Genomic DNA, 17,681 nt, shown 5'->3' on the forward strand with positions numbered 1-17,681 from the left:
TGCCAATAGAAAGGATTATGAATTATGAAAATATCTCAAATTGAAATTTATGCAATCCATCTACCTCTTGATGAACCATTTGTTATTAGCTATGCTACGTACGATTATATGCCGTCAATTATTGTTAAATTAACGACAGATTCTGGTCTTGTAGGATATGGTGAAGGTGTTGCAGATGAACATGTAACAGGAGAAAGTTGGGAAAGTACATTTGCAATTTTAAAAAATACAATTGCGTCGAAACTTATCGGTGAAAATCCAAAAAATATGGAACGAATCCATGACATTATGGATCGGGCGATTTATGGTGTACCAACTGCAAAAGCAGCAATTGATATTGCTTGTTATGATGTAGTAGGGAAAGCGCTAGGCGTTCCGGTTTATGATTTAATAGGAGGCAGGTTTCATAAAGAATTTCCACTCACGCATGTATTAAGCATTGATTCTCCTGAAAATATGGCTGACGAAGCAGAAGAACGAGTAGCAGCGGGTTATCGTTCCATGAAAATGAAAGTCGGAACGAATGTTGCTGACGATGTACCCCGCATCATTGCTGTGCGCGAACGCGTTGGAGAGGATATTGCGATTCGAGTGGATGTGAACCAAGGGTGGAAAAATAGCGCGAACACGCTTCAAGGACTTCAGAAGTTAGAGTCCAGTGGATTGGATTGGTTAGAGCAACCCGTTCTTGCTGATGATATCGATGGAATGGTAGAAGTGAAAGCAAAATCATCCACCCCGACGATGATTGATGAAGGACTGCGCGGAGTCAATGAAATGAGAGAAATTATTGCAAAACGTGCTGCCAATAAAGTCAATATAAAGCTAATGAAGTGCGGAGGGATTTACCCTGCTACAAAGCTCGCCCATATGGCGGAAATGGCTGGAATCGAGTGTCAGATAGGGTCGATGGTCGAATCGTCAATTGGATCAGCAGCTGGATTCCACGTAGCCTTCTCTAAAAAGATGTTTACAAGTGTTGAATTAACAGGTCCATTGAAGTTTAGTAAAGATGTCGGTAATTTACACTATGACGTTCCATTTATTCGGTTAAATGAAAAAGCTGGATTGGGAATCGATGTTGATGAACAAGTTTTAAAAGAACTGACAGTGTTCTCAGAGAAGGTAGTCGGATGATTAAGCAATTATTATTGAAAAATGGAAAAGAAATTGAGATAAGGCATTTATCGGTGAAGAATTTAAACGAAATCCTTTTATTGCAAAGTAAGGTTATCGACGCTCTGACAACCGACTCTTTTTTGCAGCCATTGTCGAAAGAAGAGTTTTTTACTATTTTAAATGGCAAAGGAAAAATGATTGGCGCTTATTTAAACGACAAGCTCATTGCATTTCGCGCCATGTTGGAGCCCGAATTGGATGATGAACATTTAGGGAAAGACGCCGGGTTGCCTGAAAGTGAATGGGCACAAGTATTGTACTCAGAAATAACGAATGTTGATCCGGAATTCCGTGGCAATAATTTACAAGTATTACTTGGAGAAATTATTTTGGATGAAGTGGATAAGATTCGATACCGTTACATTTGCACAACAGTCGCCCCGTTTAATATCGCGAGTCTGAAAGATAAATTTGCACATGGATTACAAATCGTGTCGCTTAAAAAGAAATATGGAAATATGCTTAGGTATATTTTAATGAAGGATTTATCGTTAGATACAACTGTGACAACTCCATTGGAAAGTCGGTATATACCGATGGCGAATACAGAGGAACAGCAGCAATTACTTGGAAATGGATGGATCGGGACTCATATAGAAAAGAGAAACGATAATTGGTATGTACGATATGAGAAGACAGAAAGCTGAATAATTCTTAACATTTATAACATCTTGCCGAATTAGTATTAAGGCGAGATGTTTTTTTATAACTATGAATATAGTGGAATCCTAGTAAATAGCTCCCAGTCGAAATTATTCTATTGAATAGGTTGGCCTATTCATATATAATTAATACCACTATCCTGACTTTTCTGATGATTAGGCATATTCTGGGTGGTGGGAAAACAAATAATGGGGGGAATGGCTTTGAAGAAAGTTACAGGCTTATTTTCAGTAGCACTACTATTCATTTGTATCAGCATTATCTTGGTTGGATGTGGGACGAGTTCTGATAAGACTGATACAGATTCGTCTAATGCAGGAGATGGGGGCAAGAAAAAGTTTATTGTCGGAACTGATGCTACGTATGCTCCAATGGAGTATATGGACGAGAAAGGTAATATCGTCGGTATCGATATTGATATTGTGAATGCGATTGCTGAGGAGTTAGGAATTGAGGTCGAATATAAAAACTATGGTTGGGAAGCACTACTTCCATCTGCAGTCGACAATGGGGAAGTAGATTTCGCAGTTTCTTCGATTACGATTACTGACAAGCGAAAAAAACAACTCGATTTTACTGAACCTTACTTTAAAGCGAATCAACTAATCCTTGTTCCAGAAGACTCGGAGGTAACTAAATTTGAAGATTTAAAAGATAAGAAAGTGTCTGCTCAAATTAATACAACAGGTCATATCGTTGTAGGAGAATTACTTGGAGAAACAAATAAAAACATTGTTGCCACTGAAACAATGCCGTTTGCGATAATGGAAATGATAAACGGAAATGCTGATGCAACAGTTGGAGATAATGCAGTTATCATTGATTACCAGAAAAATAATCCTAAAGTTAAAGTGAAAACGGTAGAAGATTCCACTTTTGAAATCGAGTATTATGGTCTAGCAGTTAAAAAGGGAAATAAAGAAGTTGTTGATTTATTGAATGAAGGAATCAAGAAGATAAAAGAAAATGGAAAATTGAAGGAAATCACAGGTTTTGATATAGATTAATAAATACTACTTGGTTTGTTCTTCAACAAGATCTATACATGAACTTGGAGGGTGGTTACAATCGATTTCCTAGATATACGTTTTGACGTGATTTGGAACTACCGGGAACTGTTTATTCGTGGAATTGGTGTCACTTTATCACTCACTTTGGTCGGTTATATTGGTGGGTTTATATTGGGATTATTTGTAGGATTAGGAAAAATGTCTAAAAAGAAGTGGGTTTATTATCCGGCTAAGTTCTATGTTGATTTCTTTCGAGGAACTCCGTTATTAGTACAAATATTAATCATTCACATAGCGCTAATACCAACTCTTTTTGGCCATTCATTAGGTTACTTCGTATCAGGTTCACTCGCATTAATCTTAAACAGTGCTGCTTATAACGCAGAAATTATACGCGCGGGTATTCAGTCGATTGAAAAAGGCCAAACCGAAGCGGCAAGGTCGCTTGGCATGACTGCAGGAATTGCAATGAAACTTATTGTTCTGCCTCAGGCATTTCGTCGAATGGTTCCACCATTAGGGAATGAACTAATCGCGCTTCTCAAGGATTCATCGCTAGTTACTGTCATTGCGGCGAGTGATTTGTTGTATGCCGGTAAAGTTGTTGCAGGAGCAAGTTTCCGAACGTGGGAGCCTTATATAACGATTGCTATATTATATTTAATGTTAACATTTATTTTCACAAAACTGATTACGTATGTAGAAAAACGATTTAGTAATAGTTATGTTCCAACACAACGGAAAAGAATTCTATCATTTGGACGCGGGTCGGCAGGAAGGTGAAGAAATGATAAAGATTCGAGGGTTATGTAAATCATTTGGAGACTTGGAAGTATTAAGAGGTATTGATTACTCGGTGAAAGAAAAGGAAGTCATATGTGTAATCGGGCCCAGCGGATCGGGGAAAAGTACCTTTTTGCGCTGCATTAACTTATTGGAAGAAATTACAGATGGGGAAATCTTTATTGACAGCGTTAAAGTAAACGATCCCAAAACGGATATAAACGACATCCGAACAGAAGTCGGAATGGTATTCCAACAATTTAACCTTTTTCCACATATGCGGGTGTTGGAAAATATTACGCTTGCACCGAAAAAAATCAGGAAAATGAATCCGAAAGATGCGGATGAATTAGCACACCAGTTGCTTGAAAAAGTTGGTTTAAGCGATAAAGCCAATGCATATCCTGAACAATTGTCTGGCGGCCAACAGCAGCGGGTGGCAATCGCTAGGGCATTGGCTATGAAACCAAAGATTATGCTTTTCGATGAGCCGACATCGGCACTCGATCCAGAAATGGTGAAAGAAGTATTGGATGTGATGAAACAACTTGCTTTAGAAGGGATGACAATGGTCGTTGTAACTCATGAAATGGGCTTCGCAAAAGAAATGGGCGATCGAGTTTTATTTTTGGACCAAGGCCTTCTTATCGAAGAAGGGAAACCAGACCAACTATTTAATCATCCTAAACATGAACGAACAAAAGCATTTTTGAGTAAAGTTTTATGAAAATAAATGGCCATCCTTTCCGGAGTGTTGATTGTTCTGGGATAGGATGGTGTTTATTTGAAAAGTCAGACTTCGATCTGAAGTGAATTCAACCCATAGGCTGTTCTATTATTCTCAATTTCAAACTAAGCTGAATGTGGACGTGGAATATTCAGAATATGAAAATAGGGGTGTTTATTTGGTAAGATTCACAAAATGGGCATTGAAGAACAGAGCTGCGGTTATTTTGTTAATTGTTTTGTCGTTAGGGCTTGGAACGCTTAGTTATTTTACATTGCCAAAAGAATTGTTGCCAGCGGCTGATAATCCTATGGTGACGGTGATTGTCATGGGGCAGGGAGCAGATGCTAAAACAGTCGAGGAGCAAGTAACAAAACCAATTGAAAAAGCAATAGGGACCGTGAAAGGAAAGAAACACGTCTTTTCAACTGCTGCTGATGGGTATACATCAGTAGATATCTCTCTCGAATCATCTGTAGATATGGATGAAGCAAAAGTTCAGGTACAAGAGGCGCTCGATGGATTGCAGTTACCAGAAGGGTATTCAGCGCCAATTGTCTCACAGTTGAACTTTGATATGATTCCATTATGGCAAATCGGACTTTCATTTCCGAACGGGATTGCTCGCGATGATATGGAGAAAGTTGAGAATGAAATTGTTCCTACGTTCCAAGGAATAGCTGGAGTAGCGAATGTTGTTGTCTATGGGAAACAACAAACACAAGTCACGATAAAGCCTGATACTGAAAAAATGGCGACTTATCAAATTCCAGTTCAAAGTTTGATGGGAATACTACAAGGGAAAAACCTAGCAGTAGCGGTTGGCGAAGAAACGATTGATGAAAAGAAGTCTACTATTAAAGTGATAGGCCAAATTGAAGGTATAAAAGATTTAGAGGAATTGCAAATCGCTCCGGATATCCAGTTAAAAGACATTGCGACAGTTGCCGTTACTGATTCTAGCTCAACTTTTTTAACGCGTGTAAATGGAGAGGAAGCAGTTGCTTTACTACTCTATAAAGAATCCAATGCAAACGCAGTTGCGATTGGTAAAAAAGTTACTGAAACGATAACGCAAGTAAATAAAGAATTTTCGTCTACTATTAAAGCATCGATGCTAATCTCATTCTCAGATTTTATTGTCCAATCCGTCGATAGTATGATGGGTGCGGTACTCATGGGCGCACTATTTGCAACGATTATTATATTTTTGTTTTTACGTCATATCCGAATGACATTAATCACGGTTGTAAGTATTCCATTATCATTGGGTTTAACATTGTTTTTACTTTCTCAATCAGGCGTTACGCTAAACCTGTTGACTATTGGAGCTGTTGCCGTAGCGGTGGGTCGATTAGTTGATGATAGCATTGTCGTTATTGAAAATATTTTCCGGAAAGCACAACATGGTGATTTTTCTAAGGATGTAATTGTAAATGCTACTAAGGAAGTCGCTGCCGCAATTACTTCTTCAACATTAACGACAGTTGCGGTCTTTTTACCGATGGGTCTTGTAAAGTCTATGCAGGACTTGTTATTGCCGTTTGCATTAACAATTACCTACGCCTTGTTATCGTCGCTGCTTGTTGCGTTAACAGTTGTTCCGCTTATGAGTACGCGACTAATGAAAAAAGGGAATTTGCCAACTTATAAAAAACCGCAAGCGTATCTCCGGATATTGACGTGGTGCTTACGACATAAATGGGTCCCGCTTGTCTTGTCAGTGATTATATTTTTCGGTTCGCTCGGGATGTATGCGCTTATGCCAAAGGGGGCAGAAGATGCCGGGGACAATGACGTAAGTATCTTATTGGGATATCCGGATGAAATTCCTTTTACTAAAGTTCAAGACGATGTATTTGAGTTAGAAAAATATCTAAATGCGCAACCAGTGGTAGAAGAAGTAATTCTTTTTCTGGGATCGAATCCAGAAGATGCACAGTTTAGCACTGTAACTTCACAAAATATGGGTCGATTTCATGTCGTGATGCAGGAGGATGCGGATACAGAAAAATTTGTCAAACAACTTAACAAGAAAACGAAGGTATACAGCGATGCTGAAATCGATGTTGAGGTTCTAGCTTCCTTAATTAGTTTTAGCGATTCAACAATCACATTAGACGTAGTTGGAAAAGATGCTAGCAAACTCGTTGAAGCATCAGATGAGATCATGGAAGTCGTAAAGGATATTGAAGGTGTTGAAAAAGTTTCTAGTAACCAAAATGAATTAAAGTCAGTATACGAAATCGTTGTTGATCAAGAGAAAGTAAATGCGGAAGAAGTTGCAAGACAGGTCAGTTTCTTATTGAACCCTTTTCCGATTGGTTCAATAAAATTGGATGACAAAGATACTGTCGTCTTGTTAGATAGTTCGGTTACATTAACTAAGGAAGAAGATATAAATAATTTGCCTGTTGCTATCAATGAAGAAATCGTGCCGCTTTCAACAATCGCAAAGTTAGAAAGATTAACGAAACCTACGAGTGTTTTACGAAAAGATGGAAATGAATATGTGCGGATTAGCGTGAAAGTGGATCCGGGTAACTTATCAGGGATCGCCAATGAGATAACAAAGAAAACGGCAAATCTTACACTGCCGGGAGGGGTTAGTTTAGAAGCCGGCGGGGCTGCTAGTGTCCAAGACGAGCAGTTTATGGAATTATTCCAGCTCATGGTCGTTTCGATTGGCCTGGTTTATCTAATTATGGTCCTCACATTTAAAACATTCCGTGCACCTTTAGTCATTCTATTTACCTTGCCACTTGCAATGATCGGGGCAGTGCTTGGCTTATTAATCTCAAGGACACCGATTGATATAGGGGCTATGCTTGGGGCATTAATGTTAATTGGAATTGTTGTAACAAATGCGATTGTCCTTTTAGATCGTGTTAGACAAAACGAAAAGAAAATGTCGATTCGCGAAGCGTTGCTTGAAGCGGGTGCAACTCGGTTCCGTCCAATCATTATGACTGCACTTGCTACAATATTCGCGATGGTTCCGTTATTATTCGGAAAAGAAGAAATGGGAAGTATCCTTGTTTCAAAAGGATTGGCGGTAGTGGTTATTGGGGGATTGACAGTAGCGACATTGCTAACTTTGGTCGTTATACCAGTCGTTTATGAATTGTTTCATTTTCGGAAAGCGAAGCAACAAAGATTGCAGAAGAATATATAGTATAGTCATACCAAAAGCTTTGTTGATAAAGGGAGAGATTTCCATGAAATTAGGGTTAGCAGGAAAAGTAGCAATCATTACAGGTTCCAGTAAAGGAATCGGATTGGAAACAGCATTGCATTTAGTGAGAGAGGGCGCCAAAGTTACTATTTGCGCGCGAAATATTGATATGTTAAAAGTTGCAGCCAAACATATAGTAGACGAAACGGGCGTGGAAGTTCATTATATTGAAACGGATGTAACCAAAGAAGCAGACTGTAAAAGGCTTATCACGTCTACAGTCGAGAAATATGGTCGTTTGGACATTGTGGTCAATAATGCCGGCACGTCTGCAGCAAATCCATTTGAAGAAGTCAGCACTGATTTGTGGCAGGAAGATTTGGATTTGAAATTATTCGGTGCGATTCATTGTTCTCGCTATGCGATTCCTCACATGCGAGAAGTGGGTGGAGGGGCTATTGTGAACGTAACAGCGCAAGCAGCCAAAACACCACCAGCTTCCTCCTTGCCGACTACTGTAAGCCGAGCAGCGGGTATGGCGCTTACAAAAGCGATGAGCAAGGATTTAGGACCTGACAATATTCGGGTGAACACGGTTTGCATTGGTTTAATCCGCAGTGATCAAATCGAAAAGAAGTGGAAACGGAATTCTCCTGATCTGACATGGGAACAATACTCCAAAGAAGCAGGGGGCAATATTCCACTTGGTCGTATTGGGAATACTGCAGAAGCAGCACAAGTTATCACATTCCTCGTTTCAGATGCGGCTTCATATGTTACGGGTACTGCAGTGAATATTGATGGCGGTCTTGCAGGAGCATTATAAATAATAGAATACGATTAAAGCATATAGGCGGAAATTAGTCGCTTATATGCTTTTATTATTATAGAAAGAAGGGAATTCCTTCATCATTAGAGAATAGTCGTAATAGTTATAGCTAGGTGCACATATTGACTAACAAGGAGAGATTAAATGTTTCCTACTTTAGAAACAGAAAGATTACTATTAAGGGAAATTACTAATGAAGATGCGAATGCTATTTTTTCTAGCTTTTCCAATAATGAAGTCACACGTTATTACGGACAAGATACTATGAAAAATATTGAGGAAGCAGAAAAAATAATTGATATATTTGCAACAAATCACATTGAGAAACGCGGCATTCGATGGGGTATTCAAAGAAAAGATGATCAAGAAATTATTGGGACAATTGGTTTTCATGCTTGGTTTCATAAACACAAACGCGCTGAAATCGGCTATGAAATACATCCTGATTATTGGAGAAATGGATATACTCACGAATCGTTACTCAAAATTATCTCATATGGATTCGAGGAAATGGATTTAAATCGAATAGGCGCTGTCGTCTTTACCCAAAATGAGGCATCCAATAAGTTATTAACGAAAATAGGTTTCCAAAATGAAGGATTATTAAAGGACTATATGTATCAAAACGGTAATCCGCATGATACGTATATTTATTCCTACATTAAAAAATAAGGGTCATGTTTCGTATTCACAGGATGACATAGTGAATACGAATGGCGCATAATATCGGAGCAAACGAGTAAATAGTAGGATGGTGTTATGGGCGGGTTCGTTGGAGGTATATACTCGAAACATCGTGTAATGTGCAAAAAGATAGAACAAAAAGTCAAAGAGATGACTTCAGTTATATCCCGAAAAAGTCCTGAGAATGAAGTTTATTATTTCGATGAATATATCCATTGTGGATCATGCGGCAGGGACGAACCTTTAACTTTTGAAAATGAACGTTATTGGATTTGTTTAAACGGGAAAATATACAATCATCTTGAACTTCGTCAAGAATTAATCGAGAAGAAACATGTATTTTCAACGAACTTGGAAGCTGAGACACTCCTTGCCCTTTATTCCGAATTAAATGATGGCATTGTTCAAAAAATTAGAGGGGATTTTGGATTTGTCATCTGGGATAAACAGGAACGGAAATTATTTGGGGCTCGGGATCCTTTCGGTATAAAACCATTTTATTTTTTAGAACTAGATGAAATTACTTATTTTTCGTCTGATAAACAATGTCTGGTTTTAATTGAAAATATGGAAATAGATACGGACGCCGTACAGCATTATTTTAGCTTCCAGTATGTACCTGAGCCTAGCACAATGACACGAAAAGTCAGGAAATTATCGCCTGGCTATTATTTTACTAAATGTGAAGGGCGAGAAATGAAGGTAAAATGTTATTGGAAACCGAATTTTAAGCCTGTTCTTTCAGCTGAATCTCAAGCGATTAAGGAAATTCATAATGTGTTGACTAATTCTATAACTCTGCATATGCAAGGTGATTTACCTATCGGGGCCTTTTTGTCGGGTGGAATTGATTCATCGATTATCGTGTCATTGGCGAAACAAGTGAATCCGCGGCTTAAAACGTTCACTGTAGGTTTCGAAAGGGAGGGTTTCAGTGAAGTGAGTGTCGCGCAGCAAACAGCAAATGAACTTCAATTGGATAATATCAGTTATATAATTTCGCCAGAAGAATTTATAAAGGAGCTTCCTAAAATCGTTTGGCATTTAGGAAATCCAATGGCCGATCCATCAGCAGTTCCACTTTATTTTGCTGCGCGCGAAGCTAAAAAACATGTTGGGGTTGTCCTTTCGGGTGAAGGGGCAGATGAGTTGTTCGGTGGTTACAATATTTATTTAGAACCTCATTCACTTAGAGTGTTCAATTACATCCCTCAACGCTTAAAAACGCTACTTGGAGTAATCAGCCGCATTTTACCTGGTGGAATTAAAGGAAAGAGTTTTATTGAACGCGGCATAACCCCGTTAGAAAAACGGTATATTGGCAATGCAAAAATATTTGACGAAGTTGAAAAGAGTGTATTGCTCCAATCGTATCGTTCCGCTATTCATTATACACATATAACCAAGCCGATTTATGACGATTCGATGGGTTATGATGCCGTTACAAAAATGCAAAATATTGATATTCATACGTGGTTAAGAGGAGATATTTTGGTGAAAGCAGATCGAATGTCAATGGCCCATTGCCTTGAAGTACGCCTTCCTTTTTTGGATAAAAAAGTTTTTGATACGGCATCAAAATTACGCACCGATGAAAAGGTCAGAAACAACGTGACAAAATATTTACTTCGAAAAGCGGCAGAGGGGCTTGTCCCAGACCATGTTCTTAACCGGCGTAAATTAGGGTTCCCTGTCCCGATTGGCCATTGGCTAAAAGATGAGATATACGATTGGGCTGTACAATTAATACGTTCTAGTGAAACCGATTATATATTAAATAAAAATTACATTGAAACGTTATTTGATGATCATCTATTGAATAAAAAAGACAATAGCCGAAAACTGTGGACGATTCTAATCTTTATGCTTTGGCATCAAATTTATGTTGAAGGAACATACGAAACTTATGTTATTGGAGAATAAAACCAGGTAAAGGCGGGGTGGTTGATGTGAACGTATTGGAGCAAGTTGATTTTGAAGCAAAGGAGCAAAGTCTATTAGACTTGGACGCGAGTGAACTTGCACGAATGATTGCGAATAAAGTGATTAGCTCTCGTGAAGCTACGGAGACATATATTAACCATATTGAAAAAGTGAATCCCTCTCTCAACTTTTTAGTAGAAGATAGATTTATGAAAGCATTAGAAGAGGCTGATGAAGCAGATCGGCAGATTGCTGAAAATAAGGCCTGCGGTAAACTTTTCGGCGTTCCGATTAGCATGAAAGAATCCTTTCACGTCGTTGGGATGAAGACGACTGGCGGTTTGTTAAACCGGAGAGACGCTATTCAAAATTCAGATGCCGAGTTGGTCAAGAAATTAAAGAGTGAAGGCGCAATTATTTTAGGGAAAACAAATACGCCTGAGCTTTGTTTCTGCCAAGAAACAGATAATAAATTATATGGACGAACCAATAATGCACGAGATACATCTAGGACTGCAGGTGGATCTAGTGGCGGTGAAGCAGTGATGATTTCAGTCGGCGGGGCGGCGGCTGGTATCGGGTCTGATATAGGCGGTTCGATTCGCTTTCCAAGTCATTTTAATGGCGTCATCGGATTTAAATCGGGCGATAGCCAAGTTTCTTCTATAGGAAGTTATCCTCACGAAAGTCATTTGCTTCAAAGTAGAATGCTAGGAATTGGTCCGATTACAAAATCGGTGAGAGATGTGAAATTACTCTATAATATCATTGCCAAAACAGAAGCAGCAGTTCAAGATATTAAAGAGTTCAAAATCAGTGTTCTATCCGAATCGGGCTATCCGTTATCTACGGCTACTGCAAATTTGATGGAGTCGGTATATAGCCATTTAAAAGATGAGTTTATTATAGAAAAAACAATTCCACCATTTTTCAAGGAATCTTCCCGCTTATGGCAAGAAATCATGTCAATCGATGGTGCGGCAGGTCCTGGAAAGGAAGCATTTGGAGACGGGCCGGTACGTCCAATTCGCGCTTACCTGAGTGAATTAGTCAATGGGAAAGCAAAAGTTCATCGGTATATGTCCTGGGCGCTTATCGGCGCTTCTTTGTTCAAACCACCGGAAAAACATGTGATAGAAATTGAAGAGTTCGTTGCCCATGGTGATGAAATATTAAATGACTATTTAAACGAACGAATACTTATTTTACCCGTTTACCATAGCGCAGCGCCTAAGCACGGCGTTGTATATAAGGAAATATTTTCGATACGAAAAACTTATGAAAAATATATGCCCTATGTTGCATATGCGAATGTATGGGGTCTACCTTCGTTAACGGTTCCTGTTGGGACTGATGAAGCTGGTATGCCAATTGCAGTGCAGTTGATCAGTAAGACTGGAAATGAAGATGCGCTTTTTAAACTCGGTGAATTTATTGAAAAGGAATTCAAAAGTTACGACCGAGTTATTTCTGTGTAATAAAAGGGGACGGATGTATGGTCCCCTTGATTAATAAAGAAACGGGTGATTGCGATAAGTTTCATCTTGAAAGCAACTTTAACAGTCTCAGTTATAGTAATTTTCATTGTTGTTTTTTTGTGGTTTCTTACAGGACAGTGGATGGCAGATGGGGTAGATCCGAAAGCAAATGGAACAAAAGGTTATGCCATTATTCTAGGTGCAAAAGTGAACGGTGAAATCCCTTCGCTTTCATTGCAATATCGTTTGGATGCTGCATTGGATTATGCACAACAATACCCGCATGTATATTTGATATTATCCGGAGGACAAGGGGCAGGCGAGCATATTAGCGAAGCGGAGGCCATGAAACGTTTCTTAATTGAAAATGGTATACAAGAAGAAAGGTTATTTTTAGAAGACATGTCAACTTCTACATACGAAAACTTACTTTATTCAATTGAAAAGATTCCTGATTCTATAGAAGAAATAACAATTATTACAAGCGATTATCACTTAGCAAGAGCAAAGAATATTGCTGAAAGTCTCGGTCTTCAAACCGATGTAGTCGCTGCAAAAACACCGAAAATCGTGGAACTGAAATTAAGAACTCGAGAACGTCTGGCTTTAATTAAAACTGTAATCGTTGGAAAGTAAACTACGCAAATTAAAGGAGATATTGTTATGTTGATCGATGAAATCTTGAATAATAAAGAAATAAAGTCGAAGGAAAAAACAAAGCTATTAGCTAAAGCGTTACTGGAAAATGAAATCACCATTGATATGATTATGGATTATAGCGAAGAAGCAAAAATTCCAATCAAAGGAACATACATGGAAGTGCTTGAAGCGGCTACAAGTGAAAATCCGAAAATCGCCACTCCTAAACTGCTAAAATTTGCAGAAAGCAATTTATTGGCAAAAGCCCCACGGATTAAATGGGAGTCCGCAAAAGTAATTGGCAACATAGCACACTTATTTCCGGAACAGTTGGAGCCATCAATCGAACATCTACTAGTAAACACATCTCATGAAGGGACAGTCGTACGCTGGAGCGCTGCTTATGCATTGACAAAAATAGCATGCCTATCAAGATACAGTAATTCTAAATTAATCGGACAGTTAACAGAGATCTCTGCAGCTGAAGAAAAAGCAAGTATTAAGAAGATTTATGGAAAAGCATTAAGTTCAATACAAAACTTGGAGGAGAGTTGATTTATGAAAAAATGGTCGAGAGAGATAGAGATTAATGCACCAATTGAAGATGTTTGGGTGCTATTCAATGGCTCGTTAGAAGAAATGCAGAAAATCATGCCGCAAGTCGTTGAGAACAAACCAATAACAATAACGGACGATATGGTTGGAAGTATTTATTCACAGAAATATAAAGAAGGAAAACGAGTAATGGAGTACGAGGTAGAAACATTAGAATATAAGAACGCATCAGATGAAAAAATGGTGAAAGTCGGCTTCACGCTTTCGAATATGTTTGAAATTACAGCGAAATACGAACTAGGCAAACTTGAGGAAAATAAGACGTTTTTTAAATACACAACGACAAATAAACCTTTAAAGTGGTTCATAAAACCGTTTTTATTATTCGGAAACGATAAAGTCGTTGTTAAATTTGTTCAACGCGTGAAAGATGTAGCAGAGAAACGATAGTAGAAAATGTAATCTCCAAAGAGGTGGTCTGTTGAAATCAGACCACCTAAGTCATCATCAATTCTTATTGTTTGCCATATATTCGTACAATCTCTCAGGATAATCGGTGAAAATAGCGTCTACCCCAATTTCTTTTAGAGCGCTTAAATACTTGATAGTATTAATAGTAAAGACCCGAACAATTACTCCTTCGTTGATTACTTGTCGCATTGAAGGTCTCAAAGCAGCTCTGGCTTTAATATGCAATGCATCGGCCGGGATACTTCTTACATAATCTAGTGGATTTTTTAATGGTTTCATAAACAAAGCGCCTGTCTCAATATGCGGAGCAAGTTCTTTTACCGTTCTAATTGCATCGAGGTTAAACGATGAAATGACGACACGAGTGTCTAAATTTAAGTTTCCGACTAGATCCAAAACCTTTTCGGTCATTCCTGGATAATTGATAACATCAGATTTAAGTTCAATATTCAAATGATGTGTTGTTCCCAAATAAATTTCTAAAACCTCATATAAGGTCGGAATAAGTTCGCCTTTAAATTTAAATGAAAACCAAGAGCCAAAATCATAGTTTCTTAACTCCGCAAGTGTCATGTCTTGGACGAAGCCTTTTCCATTTGAAGTTCTGTCAATTTTTTCATCGTGTATGACAACCAATTCGCCGTCTTTTGTCATATGTACGTCTAATTCTATGCCATGTATAGGAAGTTTAGCGGCATCCAGAAATGCAGCAATTGTATTTTCAGGATGTGTCCCAGAAGATCCGCGGTGGGCGTAAATTTTCATAAATAAAACCCCTTTTTACAAATGTCTTTTGTCCACTCTATCATATTCTATTTTAGAATTAATGAATGATGCAAGAATTGCGGATATAAAAGGAATTAAAAAAGCAGCATCATTTTGATGCTGCTACTTAAACACAAATCAATTCTTATTGCATCTGACTCAGACGACTTTCAACAGCTGCGACAGCATCGTTAATTGACATTCCACTCATACTAACAACGGGGAAGGTAAATTCGTCGTTATGTCCTTCGTTAATCGCTCTTACGACCCCAAGGTCATAACCTGTAACATTTTCATCTGTATTGAACATTGTCACTTCATGACCTTTTTCTTCCAAAGCTGTTTTCACGTCATCAAATGGTTCTTCTACTGCGATTTTAGCCATTTTAAAATTCCTCCATTCCAAATCTAAAATCTAACCCATACCTTCTCCCAAATTATCATCGTATAACCATGGATATTAATTCCTGTAATAGAACATTGACTCTAGTAGACTTATAGAAAAATATGGTATACTACATATTGCGAGATAATTCCGTCAAGTCCGAGGGCTTCCGGAAATATTTGCAAAATTATTCATAGGAGGAATACATAATGGTGAAAAGTAAAGTTGTTTTTATTACAGGAGCGGCAAGCGGAATAGGTTATGAAATCGGTACCGCTTTTGCAAAAGAAGGCGCGAAAGTTGTTTTTACGGATGTAAATGAAGTGAAAGTTAAAGAGGTGACGGAAGTACTCAAAGAAACTGGGGTTGATTGTTACGGCATAAAGTGCGATGTAACAAAGGAAGAAGAAATCAAACAGGCGATTGATGCAACAGTTGAAAAGTACGGGAGACTAGATGTGCTCATCAACAACGCGGGCCTTCAGCATATTGACACGGTGGAAGATTTCCCGGTAGAAAAGTTCGAACTGATGACAAAAATTATGTTAGTTGCACCGTTCATTGCAACAAAGTATGCATTTCCAATTATGAAGGAGCAAAAATTCGGTCGTATTCTCAATATGGCATCGATTAATGGCGTGATTGGCTTTGCGGGAAAATCAGCTTATAACAGTGCAAAACATGGTGTGATCGGCTTATCGAAAGTTACCGCACTTGAAGGTGCAGAACACGGCATTACTGTTAACGCAATTTGCCCAGGCTATGTTGATACGCCACTTGTACGAAACCAAATGGAAGACCTGGCAAAAAATCGGAATGTTACGCTAGAAAAGGTATTGGATGAAGTTCTTTATCCGCTCGTTCCACAAAAGCGTCTATTAGATGTATCTGAGATTTCAGATTTAGCCCTATTCCTAGCAAGCGATAAGGCGAAAGGCATGACGGGACAAGCGATTGTAATTGACGGCGGGTATACGGCGCAATAAAGCGATTTAGTAGTAACTACTGAATTCTATTAATAATAAATAACGTTGGGGGTTTTATTTTTGTTAGGTATTATTCTTGGTCTCATAGTCCTCATGGTGTTGGCCTATATCGGCTGGTCCATCATCTGGGTTGCTCCGATTGCAGCGGGTGTTGTTGCGCTTACAGGCGGTTTGGATTTATTAGATGCTTATAAAGATACATATATGGGCGGTTTTGTTGGTTTTGCGAAAGCCTGGTTCCCGGTCTTTCTACTAGGGGCAATTTTCGGGAAGCTAATGGAAGATTCGGGAATGGCAAGATCAGTCGCGGTGGCACTTACCAAGCTGATTGGCACAAAACGCGCCATTCTAGGTGTCGTCGTTTCGTGTGCTGTCCTGACCTATGGCGGCGTTAGTTTGTTCGTTGTTGTGTTTGCGGTGTATCCACTTGCATTGTCTTTGTTCCGTGAAGCGAATATTAATCGAAAACTTATTCCTGGTACTGTTGCGCTTGGTGCCTTTACGTTTACGATGACAGCGCTTCCGGGAACCCCACAGATTCAAAATCTCATACCGATGGAATATTTCGAAACGGATGCAATGGCAGCTCCGATTTTGGGAATTACTGCAGCCTTAGTTATGGGCGTCGGCGGGTATTTCTATCTAAGGTGGCGTGAAAAACAATTGGCTGCTGCAGGAGAAGTATATACGGAGCCTGAAGATACAAAAATTATGGATGTAGGTGGTTCTACGCCTTTATTCATATTATCTGTATTGCCACTGTTGACAGTACTTATTACTTTAAATCTTTTCAAATGGGACATCGTTACCGCTTTAATTGCCGGAATTATTCTTATCATGTTATTGAACATTACGAAGTTCAAAGGATTTGTGAAAGCGATAAACGGCGGTGCAATTGGTTCGGTGACAGCCATTGTCAATACGAGTGCGGCTGTTGGTTTTGGAACCGTGGTTAAAATTGTACCTGGTTTCGAAAAATTAACAGAATTACTCATGGGAATAAAAGGAAATACTCTCATATCTGAAGCTGTAGCTGTTAACATACTTGCAGGAGCGACTGGTTCGGCTTCTGGTGGTATGGGAATTGCTCTTGAAGCACTAGGTTCAAAATATTATGAGATTGCTATTGATACAGGCATGAATCCCGAAGCGTTTCACCGAGTTGCATCTCTTGCATCGGGTGGTTTAGATACGTTACCTCATAACGGTGCGGTTCTTACACTTTTGACAATTACGGGAATGAGCCATAGAGATAGTTATAAAGACATTTTTGTCGTTGCAGTCGTCATTCCGATTATTGCGGTAGCTGTCGCGATCTTGATGGCGGCAATCGGCATTAACTAAATAAACATCAAAAACGTGAAGGTTAATCTTTCACGTTTTTTTATGTGAAAGATGAGACTTCACATGAAATAATGTAAAGTGAAAA

17 protein-coding genes are annotated in these 17,681 nt (G+C 38.8%); 15 read left to right on the plus strand and 2 right to left on the minus strand.

The genetic code is table 11. The features are described from left to right. The first annotated feature begins 24 nt into the window (after positions 1-24). The 13 genes from JSQ81_RS00115 to JSQ81_RS00175 all read left to right on the plus strand — a co-directional run bounded on the left by JSQ81_RS00115 (position 25) and on the right by JSQ81_RS00175 (position 14,095). Entirely contained in the window at positions 25-1,137 is a 1,113-nt protein-coding gene (locus tag JSQ81_RS00115; RefSeq protein WP_212605738.1) for a mandelate racemase/muconate lactonizing enzyme family protein, read from the plus strand. After that, positions 1,134-1,826: a GNAT family N-acetyltransferase gene (locus JSQ81_RS00120; protein WP_212605739.1), complete on the plus strand. Its 693-nt coding sequence runs from the start codon at positions 1,134-1,136 to the stop codon at positions 1,824-1,826. The genes JSQ81_RS00115 and JSQ81_RS00120 overlap by 4 nt, the downstream gene beginning before the upstream one ends. A gap of 213 nt (positions 1,827-2,039) precedes the next feature. After that, positions 2,040-2,849: a basic amino acid ABC transporter substrate-binding protein gene (locus tag JSQ81_RS00125; RefSeq protein ID WP_212605740.1), complete on the plus strand. Its 810-nt coding sequence runs from the start codon at positions 2,040-2,042 to the stop codon at positions 2,847-2,849. Between the two features lie 60 nt (positions 2,850-2,909). Then, positions 2,910-3,635: an amino acid ABC transporter permease gene (locus JSQ81_RS00130; protein WP_212607490.1), complete on the plus strand. Its 726-nt coding sequence runs from the start codon at positions 2,910-2,912 to the stop codon at positions 3,633-3,635. 4 nt (positions 3,636-3,639) lie between these two features. Beyond that, positions 3,640-4,362, plus strand: coding sequence for an amino acid ABC transporter ATP-binding protein (locus tag JSQ81_RS00135; protein WP_212605741.1), 723 nt, complete (start codon positions 3,640-3,642; stop codon positions 4,360-4,362). A 178-nt stretch (positions 4,363-4,540) separates the two neighbouring features. After that, positions 4,541-7,537 (plus strand): efflux RND transporter permease subunit, encoded by a 2,997-nt coding sequence (locus tag JSQ81_RS00140; protein WP_212605742.1) that lies wholly within the window; start codon positions 4,541-4,543, stop codon positions 7,535-7,537. A gap of 43 nt (positions 7,538-7,580) precedes the next feature. Continuing rightward, a complete protein-coding gene (locus tag JSQ81_RS00145) occupies positions 7,581-8,363 on the plus strand; it encodes an SDR family NAD(P)-dependent oxidoreductase (RefSeq protein ID WP_212605743.1) in 783 nt (260 codons plus the stop codon). Positions 8,364-8,510: 147 nt separating this feature from the next. After that, positions 8,511-9,038: a GNAT family N-acetyltransferase gene (locus tag JSQ81_RS00150; protein WP_212605744.1), complete on the plus strand. Its 528-nt coding sequence runs from the start codon at positions 8,511-8,513 to the stop codon at positions 9,036-9,038. Between the two features lie 87 nt (positions 9,039-9,125). After that, positions 9,126-10,973, plus strand: coding sequence for an asparagine synthase (glutamine-hydrolyzing) (gene asnB / locus JSQ81_RS00155; RefSeq protein WP_212605745.1), 1,848 nt, complete (start codon positions 9,126-9,128; stop codon positions 10,971-10,973). A gap of 26 nt (positions 10,974-10,999) precedes the next feature. Next, positions 11,000-12,451 (plus strand): amidase, encoded by a 1,452-nt coding sequence (locus JSQ81_RS00160; protein WP_249336590.1) that lies wholly within the window; start codon positions 11,000-11,002, stop codon positions 12,449-12,451. A gap of 141 nt (positions 12,452-12,592) precedes the next feature. Next, positions 12,593-13,087, plus strand: a complete 495-nt coding sequence (locus tag JSQ81_RS00165) for a YdcF family protein (protein ID WP_212605746.1) — start codon at positions 12,593-12,595, stop codon at positions 13,085-13,087. A gap of 27 nt (positions 13,088-13,114) precedes the next feature. After that, positions 13,115-13,645 carry a HEAT repeat domain-containing protein gene (locus JSQ81_RS00170; RefSeq protein ID WP_212605747.1) on the plus strand — a complete coding sequence of 177 codons (531 nt, stop codon included), beginning with the start codon at positions 13,115-13,117 and terminating at the stop codon, positions 13,643-13,645. Positions 13,646-13,648: 3 nt separating this feature from the next. Beyond that, on the plus strand, positions 13,649-14,095 hold the full coding sequence (locus JSQ81_RS00175; RefSeq protein WP_212605748.1) for an SRPBCC family protein: 447 nt from the start codon (positions 13,649-13,651) through the stop codon (positions 14,093-14,095). 57 nt (positions 14,096-14,152) lie between these two features. Here the strand turns inward: JSQ81_RS00175 and JSQ81_RS00180 are convergent, their stop codons facing one another. Further along, complete coding sequence (locus JSQ81_RS00180; protein WP_212605749.1) at positions 14,153-14,881, minus strand: glycerophosphodiester phosphodiesterase; 729 nt, start codon at positions 14,879-14,881, stop codon at positions 14,153-14,155. A 145-nt stretch (positions 14,882-15,026) separates the two neighbouring features. Next, a complete protein-coding gene (locus tag JSQ81_RS00185) occupies positions 15,027-15,266 on the minus strand; it encodes a YkuS family protein (protein ID WP_212605750.1) in 240 nt (79 codons plus the stop codon). Positions 15,267-15,475: 209 nt separating this feature from the next. Between JSQ81_RS00185 and JSQ81_RS00190 the strand changes: the two genes are divergently transcribed. Both JSQ81_RS00190 and JSQ81_RS00195 read left to right on the plus strand, forming a co-directional pair. Continuing rightward, positions 15,476-16,252: a 3-hydroxybutyrate dehydrogenase gene (locus tag JSQ81_RS00190; RefSeq protein WP_212605751.1), complete on the plus strand. Its 777-nt coding sequence runs from the start codon at positions 15,476-15,478 to the stop codon at positions 16,250-16,252. Between the two features lie 60 nt (positions 16,253-16,312). Continuing rightward, the gene (locus JSQ81_RS00195) at positions 16,313-17,596 is read left to right on the plus strand and encodes a GntP family permease (RefSeq protein WP_212605752.1); all 1,284 of its coding nucleotides are present in this window, start codon (positions 16,313-16,315) and stop codon (positions 17,594-17,596) included. The last annotated feature ends 85 nt before the right edge of the window (positions 17,597-17,681 follow it).

It is taken from the genome of Sporosarcina sp. Marseille-Q4063, from assembly GCF_018309085.1.
Taxonomy (GTDB): domain Bacteria; phylum Bacillota; class Bacilli; order Bacillales_A; family Planococcaceae; genus Sporosarcina.

Coding starts and splice junctions, on each gene's coding strand:
- JSQ81_RS00115 (WP_212605738.1), top strand. CDS start 25: ATGAAAATATCTCAAATTGAAATTTATGCAATCCATCTACCTCTTGAT.
- JSQ81_RS00120 (WP_212605739.1), top strand. CDS start 1,134: ATGATTAAGCAATTATTATTGAAAAATGGAAAAGAAATTGAGATAAGG.
- JSQ81_RS00125 (WP_212605740.1), top strand. CDS start 2,040: ATGGCTTTGAAGAAAGTTACAGGCTTATTTTCAGTAGCACTACTATTC.
- JSQ81_RS00135 (WP_212605741.1), top strand. CDS start 3,640: ATGATAAAGATTCGAGGGTTATGTAAATCATTTGGAGACTTGGAAGTA.
- JSQ81_RS00145 (WP_212605743.1), top strand. CDS start 7,581: ATGAAATTAGGGTTAGCAGGAAAAGTAGCAATCATTACAGGTTCCAGT.
- JSQ81_RS00150 (WP_212605744.1), top strand. CDS start 8,511: ATGTTTCCTACTTTAGAAACAGAAAGATTACTATTAAGGGAAATTACT.
- asnB (WP_212605745.1), top strand. CDS start 9,126: ATGGGCGGGTTCGTTGGAGGTATATACTCGAAACATCGTGTAATGTGC.
- JSQ81_RS00165 (WP_212605746.1), top strand. CDS start 12,593: ATGGCAGATGGGGTAGATCCGAAAGCAAATGGAACAAAAGGTTATGCC.
- JSQ81_RS00170 (WP_212605747.1), top strand. CDS start 13,115: ATGTTGATCGATGAAATCTTGAATAATAAAGAAATAAAGTCGAAGGAA.
- JSQ81_RS00175 (WP_212605748.1), top strand. CDS start 13,649: ATGAAAAAATGGTCGAGAGAGATAGAGATTAATGCACCAATTGAAGAT.
- JSQ81_RS00180 (WP_212605749.1), bottom strand. CDS start 14,881: ATGAAAATTTACGCCCACCGCGGATCTTCTGGGACACATCCTGAAAAT.
- JSQ81_RS00185 (WP_212605750.1), bottom strand. CDS start 15,266: ATGGCTAAAATCGCAGTAGAAGAACCATTTGATGACGTGAAAACAGCT.
- JSQ81_RS00190 (WP_212605751.1), top strand. CDS start 15,476: ATGGTGAAAAGTAAAGTTGTTTTTATTACAGGAGCGGCAAGCGGAATA.